This window comes from Halalkalibacter flavus (assembly GCF_036663575.1).
In the GTDB taxonomy this organism is placed as follows: Bacteria; Bacillota; Bacilli; order Bacillales; family Bacillaceae_D; genus Halalkalibacter; species Halalkalibacter flavus.
Genome location: NZ_JAWRVK010000006.1, coordinates 104,466 through 117,674 on the forward strand (window position 1 = coordinate 104,466; position 13,209 = coordinate 117,674).

The window sequence follows — 13,209 nt, forward strand, 5'->3', positions numbered from 1 at the left end:
CCCCTTTGCCATTATATAGAATATTCATTTGTATATGTGGCGATTGCTCGTTTGCCTTGATCAGTCGTAAATTCAAACCGATCGTAAATTCGATCATTTTTGTCATGATGAAGGGTTCGTTCATAATGATGCTGCACGAGGATCATACCTTCAGGGCCTTTATAAAGTAAAAAATTAGCACCGCGAAACGTTCTTTGATCTTTTGTATTTAGTAGTTGAGTTAATAGTGAGTTATGACAATCTACCAAATCTTCGTGAGAAAGTTGGAAATGTTCCAAGTTTTTTTCAAGCGATGATAGAGCAGCTGGTTCTAGTTCATTCCGTAGAATGACATAAGGATCAAATTGCTCACGATCGATCATAAAGAGATCGCCTTCTTTTGGGCTATATCGATATCCATGCTCTGAAACAAATATACCATTTCGATCATATGTACCAATCATTTTTTCATTTTGCGCTTCCCACTTCATCGTAAAAGGACAGTCTTCTAAATCAAGACGTTCTTCGTTCTCGTCAATTAAAATAAAACGATCGCCGTCATGATGAAACGTATAGGTGATTACGTCAGAGTGTTTGTTTGATTGGAAGTTGTCTAGATTTACATTAGAAGTAGAAAGATAGTGCAATAACATATCTTGTTTTGTTTTAAGACTTTCAATTTCCCTTTGCCATTCAAAATGTCGGATCCTTACAGCTTTATTAACACTCATCTCAAATGTTTCTGGAAGATCGTCATCCAATACTACCGATAATTTTATTCCTTCAAATTCACGTGTTTCTCCTTGTTTATATAGAAGTGGCGGGATTTCTGAGTGATTTTCCTTATCTACATCTACTAAATTAGGTAGGTCAAAAACGCCTTGGATAACCACTATTCCTCGCCATGGTTTTCTAGGTTCAGCAATTACTTTCTCTAGTATCCCGTAATACGTACCTGAATCACCTTCATCTATTCTCACGACATTGCCAATGTTTAATTGTGCTTGTTTCCGGTCCATAAAACCCCTCACTTCATCGGTGATTGTATCTAATCATAAAAATGGTATTCACATTATAATAAGGTGGGCCTACTTTACGCAAGTAGGCCGATTTATCCAGTCTCATGACGAAGTACTTACTGTATCTCTTTTTTTTGAAGGTAATGAAAAATCCCCATTGAACAAATATGTAAGTCAAGTTGTATATGGTCATAAACAGGGTGATTTCTCGGAATCTGTTGTAGGTCAAGTTCTTCTTGAATCATTGCAAGTAACGTTTTAGCAAGTTTCTCTTCACTTTCTTTTTTGTCGTAAATAGATTGACCTTCAGAAACAAAAAGAGGGAGCCATTTTCTAATTTGACTAGAAACCAAACTTGGTTCATACGATGCGCTAAAATGACCAAAATAGATTACTTCTACGTTAAGATCTTCAATCCTTTTCAACGACTCTAACATAGCTTTTGGATCAAATTGGCTTGGGGACGTTGAAGGGAGGACAAAGTGATATCCTTCTTTTTGCAAGAGTTCATAATGTACACCTAATGTATCCCCAGTAAAGATTCCTTTCGATTTTGAGTCATAAATACTAAAGTGATGGGCAGAGTGACCAGGTGTGTCATAAAAAGTAAGTATCGAATCCTGCCCGATCTGCAATGATTCACCATCATTTTTTTCAATAACACGCTCTTTTGAAACAGGTACGATTGGATCAAAGAAACTCTCAAATTTATCCCTATACACAGCTCTTGCACCGTCTATTAGGCGAGAGGGATTAATCATATGTCTTGCCCCTCTAGGGTGGACGATGAGTTTTGCATTTGGACAGTGTTCAAGTAAAAGCCCCGCTCCACCTGCATGGTCTAGGTGGATGTGAGTTACAATAAGATAAGCCACATTTAAGGGATTAATATCAAGTGCTTTAAGGCCCTTTAATACATGTGAGACAGAAGGGGACGGACCGCTTTCTATTAACGTTGTTTTTTCCTCATGTAAAACGTATGTACCTGTTCTGAAGGGAAGGTTTGAGTCATAGCCGTCTATTAGGGAGATAGACGGTGACAGTTTTATAATAGTAGACATGTAATATAGCCTCCAATCAATCGAAAACACTTACATTAAGTGTAAGCAATGAAATGAAAGGTGACAAGGAAAATAATTACAAATGGCATAGTCTATTTTTGAGATTTTATTTATCATACCTTACAGACTGTAATTTTAATAAATGATTCATCCGTTCCACACGAAGTTGTTCCAAACGCTCGACAAAACGAATTAATGTTAATTCCATTTTAGATAAAGCAACATAAAGCTCTTCTTTATGATCTAACTGATGTTTTAATGAAAGCGATAAATAAGTATGAATAATGGAGGGGACGTCTTCTTTAAACATACGCCTTACTGTATGACGTTCCTCGAAATCTAACAATGTAAAATCAGTTTGTAGTTTCTCTCCTTGTTGTATAAGTCTCTGCATTTTAATTTCAATGAGTGGATCAACGGAAAACTGATTTACTGTTCGGACATAACGCTTCGCTTCTTCAAGTAACATCGATAAATCATTTGTTTTTGTTTCTTGTAACAAATGTTGCTGATTTGTTAATAAATCTTTAGCTGATTGTTGAATCGTCACCGCATCATTTGAATAGGCTAAATCAAGATGGTGAATACGGTAAAAAAGACTTTGAAATAAGGATGGTTCACGAACGGAGCGAATGTGCGCTCGTCCATCCTTAATGTAGCGAATCGAAGCTTCTTTACATATGCCAATTCCATTTTTAGCTTTCATATATTTACGAAAACAAACGATGACGATCCGTTTTTTAATAGGGGAAGATGAGTGTTTTTGATCCAGCATTGCGACAGAAATATATTTATGATTTATTTTTACTTTAATCAGCCATTCTTTTTGTTTGCGACGGATGGATTTCTTTTGATTAGAAGAAGGGGCGTTTTCGGCCATTCTAACAAGCAAGTCTTCTGCATCCTCTAGCATACTTCTTGTCGCGGTATCTCTAATAATGTGATCCTCGACCGGCTTTTTATGAGCCGGTGTAAACATCAACTTCATTTTATCTACCCACTCCATCAAACCCCGCCTTTCTACATAACTCGCCCATTACTTTAATAATTTTGTTCTCATTTCCTTATTTAATGAGTCAAGCTCTTGAATAAATTCTTGACCTGTCTGCACAATCCGTTCATTTGATTTCTCTGTTAATTCAATGGCTTCAAAAACATTGTTGTATGCTTTGCGAAACGATTCAATCGCAATAGCAGGCTCTTCAAGAGTTTTTAATGTTTCTTCTGTGTTTTGTTTTAACAGTTCAGAGTTAGACAATAACATCGATTCAGTTGCCTCATTAACATGTTTGACTGCTTTAATGACCTTCTGCTGATTTGACAACGCTAATTGGATCGAAGCCGATACCGTAATCACGTTTTTCGTCATTGTAATTGCGTTAAAGATCGCTTCTTCAAGCTTGTCGTTATTTTCAACAATTAAATCAACAGAAGCCAATGATTGCTGTAATACCATAACTGCCTGAGACATGTTTTTCACACGAGAAATGACTTTCAACTGGCCTTTTTTTAATTCATTTGGGTTATCAGCCCATTGTTCTTTTACCATTTCATCTTCAAGCATCTTATTTAGTTGATTGCCTAAATCAATTTGTTCATTTAAATTAGCAATCCGCTCCTTAGCGACACTTTTTAGTTGATGAAGCATGAGTGTATCTTCTTGTAACTTATCTTTTCCACTTAAAAGCCCCTCAACAATATCATCGACCTGTGCTTCGACCGTTTGATATTTACGAGCATATTGTTCAATCGGGTTACGTCGCAAAAGTTTGTTAATCCATTTTTTTGTCTGACTTTCCTTCAAATAAGTTGGTTCTAACTGACTGACTGTTTCCTTTAATTGATGTAGCTGAGTAGGTAATTGATTTGATTGATCTTGCATCATTTCTTTTACGGGGCGCTTTAATGCTTCTAAAGATTCTCCGGCTTCACGTTGTTCGTCTTCTCCTAAAGAATCTAATGAGTTTAGGAGTTTTGATAGGTCTTCGTCTTGCTTGTATTGGTCTAATACATTATTTGTTTGATTGCTAGCCTTACTCATAGGAATCATTCCTCCTCTATTGTCAATGGTGTGGTTGCTGCTAAAAGGATAAGGTCGATCTTTTAGCAATTTTTTATCTCTTTCCTTATTTTATCTTACGTAATGAATACTCATCCAGTTTCAAGCTATGTAATATTATGATGGATTTTAGGGATTAATACAATCATCCTCTAGATAGATGTAGTGAATTAAATAAGTATGTTAAACATGGAAGAGGGAAGCTGTATCAATGGTAAGATGAAAAATTTTCTTTTATCATTTTTGACATAAAGCTTGTGTGAAAGGTGTGATTATATGTGTCTGCTTGCTATAGGGTTACATGTACATTCAGAATATGACGTAGTATTAGTCAGCAATAGAGACGAGTTTTTTAATCGTGCAACAGAACGAGCACATTTATGGACGGGTGATACCGCTGTAGTAGCAGGAAGAGATCTTGATAAGGGTGGCACCTGGTTAGGGGTGACCAAGAGTGGAAGGCTTGCAGCAGTGACGAATGTGAGGGAACAGCGAAGCGTTGAAGACATGAAATCACGAGGAGCATTAGTTACCGACTTCTTACTTCATAACGATGAACCAGAAGCATATGTAAGGAAAGTGTTGCAAGAAAAAGATCTATATCAAGGCTTTAACCTGATTACAGGTGAAGGTGATCAATGGCTTTATAGTTCTAACAGGGCAAATAGTGAAAGATTAGAAAGTGGGTTACATGTAGTTAGCAATGCCCAGTTAAATACAGACTGGCCAAAGGCTAGAAAACTGAAAGAAAAACTTTCAGACGTTTTCTTAGAGTCTATGAATGAAGAGTGTCTGATTGAACGATGCATGGATATTCTAAAGGATGAAACATTATTTCGCGATGACCAGCTCCCTAGTACAGGTGTTCCTATTGAGATTGAACGTATGCTTTCGCCGATTTTTATTAAGGGTTCTTATTACGGTACTCGCGCTTCTACGGTCATTCTGTTTTCTAAAAAAGGAACCATTCGTTTGATTGAGCAAGGATATGGGCCTAATGGAGAGAGCTTAGACAAAGTTGACATGTTGTTTGAAACCTAAAATAATTTTTATAAAAAATAATTAAATGAACAAAAGTGATGAATTTTTATACAATGAAATGGAATTTTTATACGGAATAATAATTAGTCGATTTGAACAATTAATAAAAATTTTTTGAGGAAATACCATACATAAAGCGCTTTCATTACACATTTCAGCAAATTTCAATTTGCCGAAATGTCAGAAAAATGATATGATCCTGTATATTAGCTCATAGCTTTTTGGGGAGAGTTGATTGATTTTTACTTTTTTGGAGAAAGGGTTGATGCCAATGCGGTACGCACAATTACCGAAAAAACAAGGCCTATATGATCCACAATTTGAGCATGATAATTGCGGTATCGGCTTTTTAGCCCATATGAAAGGGAAGAAGTCGCATCAAGTAGTTGAAGATGCACTTCAAATTCTACGAAATTTAGAACATCGTGGTGGGCAAGGTGACGAAGTAAATACAGGAGATGGTGCAGGGATCCTGTTACAAATTCCTCATCGTTTCTTTGAAAAAGTCTGTTTAGCAGATAGTATAGCTCTTCCTGAAGCAGGCGACTACGGAGTAGGGATGCTATTTTTGCCACAGGATGAAGAAGCACGGGAAAACTGCGAAAAAGGGCTAGAATCCATTATAGAAACAGAAAACTTGGAACTTCTAGGCTGGCGCGATGTTCCTGTTGATGATTCCATGCTTGGTAATGCGGCAAAAGCAGCAATGCCATTTATTCGTCAATTATTTATTAAGCGCAACTCAGAACTTAAAACGGAATTAGATTTTGAACGTAAGCTTTACGTGATTCGCAAACGTGCTGAACACGAACTTGCTGATCTTGTTCCACCAGATGAATCATTTTATTTTGCAAGTTTTTCCAGTCGTACAATTGTCTACAAAGGGATGTTAACAACAGAACAAGTTGATCAGTTTTTCTTAGATATTCCTGATGCTGATTTTGAAACAGCGATTGCACTTGTTCACTCAAGATTTAGTACAAATACATTCCCGAGCTGGGAGCGGGCACATCCAAACCGTTATATGATCCATAACGGTGAGATTAACACAGTAAAAGGAAATGTTAACTGGATGCATGCGCGTGAAGCTATGTTTAAAACAGATGCGTTTGGTGAGGACATTGAGAAAATCTCTCCAATTGTTGATAGTAGTGGATCGGACTCATCGATGTTTGATAATACGATTGAATTCTTATCATTAGCAGGCCGATCGATGGCTCATTCAGCAATGATGATGATCCCAGAACCATGGCAAAATGATGAGCAAATGAGTGCTGAAAAGAAAGCATTCTATCAGTTCCATAGCACGTTAATGGAGCCTTGGGATGGCCCTACAGCAATTGTATTTACAGATGGAAAGCAAATTGGAGCATGTTTAGATCGAAATGGATTACGTCCGTCTCGCTATTATGTAACAAAAGATGATTATATCGTTATGTCATCTGAAGTTGGGGTTCTTGATATTGATCCTGAAAACGTCCTTTATAAGGAACGTCTTCACCCAGGACATATGCTTTTAGTTGATACGGAAGAAGGCCGTATTATTCCTGATGAAGAAATTAAGCACCAGATTGCTAGTGAACATCCATACGAAGATTGGGTAAACGAGCACTTAATCAACCTTGAAGACGTCCTTGAGACTGCTCATGTTGAAAATACGGACTTTAAAAACCTTGGTACACGCCAACTTGCTTTTGGCTATACGTATGAAGAGTTGTCAAAGGTCATCCAGCCAATGGTAAAAGATGGAGTCGATCCTGTTGGTTCAATGGGGTATGATTCACCACTCGCTGTCTTATCTAAGAGACCTCAACTTTTGTACAACTATTTCAAACAGCTATTCGCTCAAGTAACGAATCCAGCTATTGATGCGATTCGCGAAGAAGTGGTTACGGCTACTGGTACGACTATTGGAGCAGAACGTAACTTGCTGAATCCAGAACCATTAAGCTGTCGTCACATTCATCTTCCTTATCCAATTTTGGACAATGAAGAGTTAGCGAAGCTTCGCCATAATAAAATGGAAGGTTTCAAATCTATTACGTTACCAATCTTGTTTGATGTTTCAAAGGAAGATAGTCAAATAGAAGATGCACTAAATTCGCTATTTGCTCGTGCTGACGCTGCGATTAAATGCGGCCACACGCTAATCATTTTAAGTGACCGTGGAATGAACGAGACACAAGCAGCGATTCCTGCACTGCTAGCAGTTTCAGGCTTACATCATCACTTAATCCGTCAAGGGACGAGAACAAAAGTAAGCTTGCTAGTTGAATCTGGTGAGCCTAGAGAAGTTCATCACTTTGCATGTTTGTTAGGCTACGGTGCTGAAGCAATTAATCCTTATCTTGTATTTGATTCGATTGATGGACTCATTCAAGATGGATTACTTGAAGAGATTTCTTATCTTGAAGCAGTAAACAAATATGTTAAAGCTGCGGCAAAAGGAATTATGAAAGTTTTATCAAAAATGGGTATTTCAACAATTCAAAGTTATCGAGGTGCACAAATTTTTGAAGCTGTGGGTGTACATGAATCGGTCGTAGATCGCTACTTTACGTGGACAACAACTAGAATTGGTGGAGTGAATCTAGAAATAATTGAAAAAGAAGTACGTACACGTCATAATCGTGCTTATTCAAAACAAGAAGGTGTAGATAAGGCGTTAGATCCAGGTGATGACCTTCAATGGCGTCGTAATGGGGATCCGCATCAATACAATCCTCATACGATTCACATGTTGCAAAATGCATGTCGGAATAACAATTATGACTTATTTAAGAAGTATTCCAATGCAATCAATGAACAGACAAAAGAGCAAACAACGTTACGTGGATTGCTTGCGTTTAAGAATGGCCGTAAATCTATTCCGCTAGAGGAAGTTGAACCGGTAGAAGAAATCTTCAAACGTTTCCGTACTGGTGCTATGTCATTTGGTTCGATCTCAAAAGAAGCACATGAAACACTTGCGATTGCTATGAACCGTATTGGTGGAAAGAGTAATACAGGAGAAGGTGGAGAAGATCCAGCTCGTTTTACTCCTGATGAAAATGGAGATTTACGTAGAAGTGCTATTAAACAAGTAGCTTCAGGTAGGTTTGGGGTTACAAGTCATTACCTTGTAAATGCGGATGAGATCCAAATTAAAGTAGCACAAGGGGCAAAACCAGGTGAAGGTGGTCAATTACCTGGAAACAAGGTTTATCCTTGGGTTGCAGAAGTTCGTGGTTCTACACCAGGTGTAGGTCTTATCTCACCACCGCCACACCATGATATTTATTCAATTGAAGATTTAGCTGAGCTTATTCATGACCTGAAGAATGCGAATCCGACAGCAAAAGTGAGCGTGAAGCTTGTTGCTGGAACAGGTGTTGGTACAATTGCAGCTGGGGTTGCAAAAGGCCGTGCAGACGGAATTATCATTAGTGGTTATGATGGTGGTACTGGAGCTGCAGCTAGAACAAGTATCAAACACACTGGTTTACCGTGGGAAATTGGTCTAGCAGAAACTCACCAAACACTTCTACTAAACAACTTACGTAACCGTGTAACACTTGAGACAGATGGTAAGTTAATGACGGGCCGTGATGTCGTTGTTGCTGCATTACTTGGAGCTGAAGAGTTTGCTTTCTCAACAGCACCACTTGTTGTTTTAGGCTGTATCATCATGCGTGTATGTCACTTAGATACTTGTCCTGTCGGTATTGCTACGCAAAACCCTGAACTTCGCAAAAAGTATATGGGTCAAGCTGAACACGTTGAAAACTTCATGCACTTTGTGGCACAAGAGATCCGTGAGCTTATGGCTGAACTAGGATTTAAGAAGTTGGATGAATTAATCGGTCGTACAGATCTTCTTGAACCAAATAAAGAGGTAGATAACTGGAAGGCTGAGCACATTGATTTATCAAACTTGCTTTACCAACCGAATCCAGAAGATCATGAGAGTAACTACTGTACAAAGAGCCAGGATCATCAGCTTGAGTTGTCACTAGATGCAAGAGAACTTTTAGCAGCTAGTAAGCCAGCTCTAGAAAATGGTGATAAAGTTCAAGGTACATTTACTATTAAAAACATTGACCGTGTTGTTGGTACGATTGTCGGAAGCGAAATTAGTAAACGTTACGGGGCTGAAGGATTACCTGAAGATACGATTACGTTTGACTTTAAAGGTTCAGCTGGTCAAAGCTTTGGTGCCTTTATTCCAAAAGGAATGACCTTACGCCTTGAAGGTGACGCGAATGATTATACTGGTAAAGGATTATCAGGTGGAAAAATTATCGTTCATCCTCCGGTAGGGTCTTCATTTAAAGCTGAAGAAAATATCCTAATCGGGAATACTTCTTTCTATGGTGCAACAAGCGGAGAGGCATATATTAATGGTATTGCTGGGGAGCGTTTCGCTGTTCGTAACTCCGGTGTGAGTGTTGTTGTTGAAGGTGTTGGTGACCATGGTCTTGAGTACATGACTGGCGGAGTTGTAGTGAACCTTGGCTCAGTTGGGAAAAACTTTGCTGCTGGTATGTCTGGCGGTATAGCGTTTGTACTTGATGAAGATGGAACATTCTCTTCTAAATGCAACAAAGAAATGGTGCATTTAGAAGATATAACAGTACAAGAAGATATGGATCTATTACGTACACTACTTGAAAAACATTCTGCTTATACGAAGAGTACAAAAGCAGCTGCTGTTCTTGCAAACTGGAACGAATCATTAGCGAAGTTTGTCAAAGTGATTCCGAAAGATTATAAGAGAATGCTTGAAGCTATTAATCGAGTGAAGCAAGAAGGGCTTACAGATAGTGATGCTGTGATGGTTGCTTTTGATGAAAATAAGAGTGATAAGTCTCGTGTAAGTGGAAAATAGTTAAGGTGTCTCAATGGGCGGCATTATCGATCTTAAGTTGACGGATCGTTAACTTAAGATCAGGCCGTCCTTCTGAGTTCATCTTTCCTTCTAATTTTTGTAGAGATAGAAGAGATTGGAGTGAATGCGATGGGGAAGCCAACTGGATTTATTGAATATAGAAGAGAGAATCCAACGAAACGAGATCCATTTGAACGGACAAAAAGTTGGAAAGAATTTCAAATTTTAATGCCTGAACCAGCTTTACGCCAACAAGGAGCTCGCTGTATGGATTGTGGCGTTCCTTTTTGTCAAACTGGAACAACTATGGACGGGTCTGGAGAAATTGGGTGTCCTGTATACAATTTAATTCCAGAATGGAATGATTTAGTATATCGTGGTAAATGGAAGGAAGCACTTGAAAGACTGCACAAAACAAATAACTTCCCTGAATTTACAGGTCGAGTATGTCCTGCCCCTTGTGAAGGGTCTTGTACAGTAGCCATTAGTGATGATGCTGTTTCTATTAAGAGCATTGAGTATCATATTGTTGAGCGTGGATTTCAAGAAGGCTGGATCGTACCACAGCCCCCTTCAAAAAGAACGGGCAAGAAAGTTGCTGTTGTAGGATCTGGTCCTGCTGGTCTTTCAGCTGCAGCTCAGTTGAACAAAGCAGGTCATTCTGTGACGGTGTTTGAGCGTGAAGACCGTATCGGTGGGCTTTTAACATACGGAATTCCTGATGTGAAACTTGCCAACCATATCGTTGAACGCCGTGTGAAAATTCTTGAAGAAGAAGGAATCACATTTAAGACAAATGTAGAGATCGGAAAAGATATCTCAGCAGCACAATTAAAAAAGGACTTCGATTCTGTTCTATTATGTACTGGTGCTACAAAACCGCGTGATGTAGAAGTAGAAGGTCGTGAATTAAAAGGAATTCATTATGCGATGGATTTCCTTACAGCTAATACGAAAAGTCTATTAAACTCAAACCATGAAGATGGCAATTACATTTCTGCAAAAGACAAAAATGTTATTGTTATTGGCGGTGGAGATACAGGGGTTGACTGTATTACAACATCAGTGCGACACGGTGCAAAATCAATTACTCAATTTGATATTAATCGCCAAAAGCCTGATGAGCGTTCGGATAAGAATCCTTGGCCATTATTTCCTATTATCCACACAGTAGAAGATGGTCAGAAGGAAGCGAAAGCAGTTTATGGTACAGATCCTCGTAGTTATCAAGTTAGCACAACGAAGTTTGTTGGTGACAAAGATGGAAACGTGAAAGAAATCCATACAATTGGTGTAGAAACAACGATTGATGACAAAGGTAGAAAAATCCGTACACCTATTCCTGGTACTGAAAAGGTTTGGCCGGCTGATCTAGTATTTTTAGCGATCGGTTTTACTGGTCCGGAAGAACGTATAATTGAAGAGTTGTCAATTGAAACGACATCTCGCTCTACAATTGAAGCAGAGTACGGAAAATACATGACAAGTGTTCCTGGTGTGTTTGCTGCTGGAGACAATCGTCGTGGTCAAAGCTTAGTCGTTTGGGCAATTCATGAAGGACGCGAAGCAGCAAGAGAATGCGATCGTTACTTAATGGGGAGTTCAAATTTACCATAGAATTTCATAAGCTTGTAACGGGATTGTAATGGCGTTTTCATAGATTTCATGAGAGAATAGAGTTAATAGAAAATTGAAACTATGAAAGGGCGTATGAATATGCTTCGACAAGTGAAGCGTGGCCTCGTCATTTCATCAGCTCTTCTTACATTTGGACTGTTTGTTCCTTCGATCGATTTTGTTCGAGACGTACAAGCCGAAGAGCCACAGAAGACACAAGGTGAAAGTAATGAGAATCCGCTAATATATCAAGTAAATGAAGATAGTTATGATTTGTTCGGGGATGTATTACCAGCTAAGATTGAGCAATATATTCATAGGAATGCATCATCAGCCGATGTAATTAATGATTATATTATGAAACAAGCAGCCGAACAGAGTATGTTGAAATTTGGCACAGTAATTAGTGAAAAAATAAATATGCCTTTTGAAGAACAAATTTTACCTCGACTCGATTCTGTCTTACGTGAAACAACTGAAACATTGTCCGATAAAGACTGGGAGCAAATTAAAATGTCGACTAGTCCATCGGCTGGTTTAGGAGAGAAAATTTTTCACCTATACAACGAAGAAACTCGAGAAGATATCTTCCGCTTTCATGTACGAAGAGATCAACCACCTAAGCAAGGCTATGTATTTAATTTTCACTACCATACGTACCTAGATAAACATGAAAAACATCATACTATTGGAAATATTCATTGGGGCAAAGATATGCCTCCAAGATGGAATAGTACAGACCGTGTATACTCATAATATACACGGTCTTTTTTTGTATCCTTTGAAAGTGTGGTCTTTCATACTCCAGCTTATTTATTCATATGATATAATTTTTATATTGAATATGAATAAGAAAGGTTCTACTATGATTAAGCAATTACTAGCAATTTTGTTCGCAGCTTCGATATTTGTTACCATTTGGGTTCTCGTTATTTTACAAGTTAAAGGAATTCAGAAAGTAGAAAACTATACAATAGAGTCTATAACGTATGAAGATAGAGAAGGTGTATTACAGGTTGCTATTATAGAGAGAGAACATGAGGAACCCAAACACAATATTAGAAGTGAAGAATTAAATGATACTATTCATATGGAAGAAAATAAAAACGAAGAAACAACGATCATAAAGCTTGATGATTTTGATTTTAGTGTGTATCAACGCCAGAGGGTGTACCAATACAGGAAATTCTCACCAAACTTAAACTGGATTAAGACGTTGTTCATTATTTTTTCGTAAATCTTACTTAATTTCTTTGTTTTTTTTGGTAGGATTAAGGTATGAACGATCAATGCTGTTGGAGGGGTTTTTTTGGAATCACGTATGGAAGAAAAAAAACGTCCAGAATGGTTAAAGTGGACGATTCGAGTTATACTAGCCTATGCGCTTGTATTAGCTGTCATCTTAGCAATTACGATTATTGCCATTTTAATAACTTTTACGTTTATCATTATTGACAGTTTCTCAGATACAAGTTCTTTAGGAGCCATATCTGAAAAATATTTTGTACCTGTATCTGAATTTATGTGGCGACTCTTTACTTGGTTAGTGCCTGGGTTATAAGGAGG

General features: G+C 38.0%; 10 protein-coding genes. 6 read left to right on the forward strand and 4 right to left on the reverse strand.

Annotated elements, in window-relative coordinates:
- Positions 1-11: 11 nt before the first annotated feature.
- The 4 genes from SAY88_RS06105 to SAY88_RS06120 all read right to left on the reverse strand — a co-directional run bounded on the left by SAY88_RS06105 (position 12) and on the right by SAY88_RS06120 (position 4,100).
- Positions 12-998, reverse strand: a complete 987-nt coding sequence (locus SAY88_RS06105; protein ID WP_332630214.1) for a DUF2777 family protein — start codon at positions 996-998, stop codon at positions 12-14.
- Positions 999-1,114: 116 nt separating this feature from the next.
- Positions 1,115-2,059: an MBL fold metallo-hydrolase gene (locus SAY88_RS06110; protein ID WP_332630216.1), complete on the reverse strand. Its 945-nt coding sequence runs from the start codon at positions 2,057-2,059 to the stop codon at positions 1,115-1,117.
- Between the two features lie 106 nt (positions 2,060-2,165).
- Entirely contained in the window at positions 2,166-3,065 is a 900-nt protein-coding gene (locus SAY88_RS06115; RefSeq protein WP_332630217.1) for a hypothetical protein, read from the reverse strand.
- Positions 3,066-3,095: 30 nt separating this feature from the next.
- Positions 3,096-4,100 (reverse strand): toxic anion resistance protein, encoded by a 1,005-nt coding sequence (locus tag SAY88_RS06120; protein WP_250094911.1) that lies wholly within the window; start codon positions 4,098-4,100, stop codon positions 3,096-3,098.
- 294 nt (positions 4,101-4,394) lie between these two features.
- Here SAY88_RS06120 and SAY88_RS06125 point away from each other — a divergent pair, with 294 nt between their 5' ends.
- The 6 genes from SAY88_RS06125 (at position 4,395) to SAY88_RS06150 (ending at position 13,204) form a co-directional block, all read left to right on the forward strand.
- Positions 4,395-5,159, forward strand: a complete 765-nt coding sequence (locus SAY88_RS06125) for an NRDE family protein (protein WP_332630219.1) — start codon at positions 4,395-4,397, stop codon at positions 5,157-5,159.
- A 271-nt stretch (positions 5,160-5,430) separates the two neighbouring features.
- Positions 5,431-10,026, forward strand: coding sequence for a glutamate synthase large subunit (gltB, locus tag SAY88_RS06130; RefSeq protein WP_332630313.1), 4,596 nt, complete (start codon positions 5,431-5,433; stop codon positions 10,024-10,026).
- 129 nt (positions 10,027-10,155) lie between these two features.
- Positions 10,156-11,643, forward strand: coding sequence for a glutamate synthase subunit beta (locus tag SAY88_RS06135; protein ID WP_332630221.1), 1,488 nt, complete (start codon positions 10,156-10,158; stop codon positions 11,641-11,643).
- Positions 11,644-11,742: 99 nt separating this feature from the next.
- Positions 11,743-12,399, forward strand: coding sequence for a YpjP family protein (locus tag SAY88_RS06140; protein ID WP_332630223.1), 657 nt, complete (start codon positions 11,743-11,745; stop codon positions 12,397-12,399).
- Between the two features lie 109 nt (positions 12,400-12,508).
- A complete protein-coding gene (locus SAY88_RS06145) occupies positions 12,509-12,880 on the forward strand; it encodes a hypothetical protein (RefSeq protein ID WP_332630224.1) in 372 nt (123 codons plus the stop codon).
- Positions 12,881-12,952: 72 nt separating this feature from the next.
- Positions 12,953-13,204, forward strand: a complete 252-nt coding sequence (locus tag SAY88_RS06150) for a hypothetical protein (protein WP_332630226.1) — start codon at positions 12,953-12,955, stop codon at positions 13,202-13,204.
- Positions 13,205-13,209 lie beyond the last annotated feature (5 nt).

Excerpts from the sequence above, each read along its gene's own strand:
- SAY88_RS06120 (WP_250094911.1), bottom strand. The coding sequence starts at position 4,100 with ATGAGTAAGGCTAGCAATCAAACAAATAATGTATTAGACCAATACAAG.
- SAY88_RS06115 (WP_332630217.1), bottom strand. The coding sequence starts at position 3,065 with ATGGAGTGGGTAGATAAAATGAAGTTGATGTTTACACCGGCTCATAAA.
- SAY88_RS06125 (WP_332630219.1), top strand. The coding sequence starts at position 4,395 with ATGTGTCTGCTTGCTATAGGGTTACATGTACATTCAGAATATGACGTA.
- SAY88_RS06145 (WP_332630224.1), top strand. The coding sequence starts at position 12,509 with ATGATTAAGCAATTACTAGCAATTTTGTTCGCAGCTTCGATATTTGTT.
- gltB (WP_332630313.1), top strand. The coding sequence starts at position 5,431 with ATGCGGTACGCACAATTACCGAAAAAACAAGGCCTATATGATCCACAA.
- SAY88_RS06110 (WP_332630216.1), bottom strand. The coding sequence starts at position 2,059 with ATGTCTACTATTATAAAACTGTCACCGTCTATCTCCCTAATAGACGGC.
- SAY88_RS06140 (WP_332630223.1), top strand. The coding sequence starts at position 11,743 with ATGCTTCGACAAGTGAAGCGTGGCCTCGTCATTTCATCAGCTCTTCTT.
- SAY88_RS06135 (WP_332630221.1), top strand. The coding sequence starts at position 10,156 with ATGGGGAAGCCAACTGGATTTATTGAATATAGAAGAGAGAATCCAACG.
- SAY88_RS06105 (WP_332630214.1), bottom strand. The coding sequence starts at position 998 with ATGGACCGGAAACAAGCACAATTAAACATTGGCAATGTCGTGAGAATA.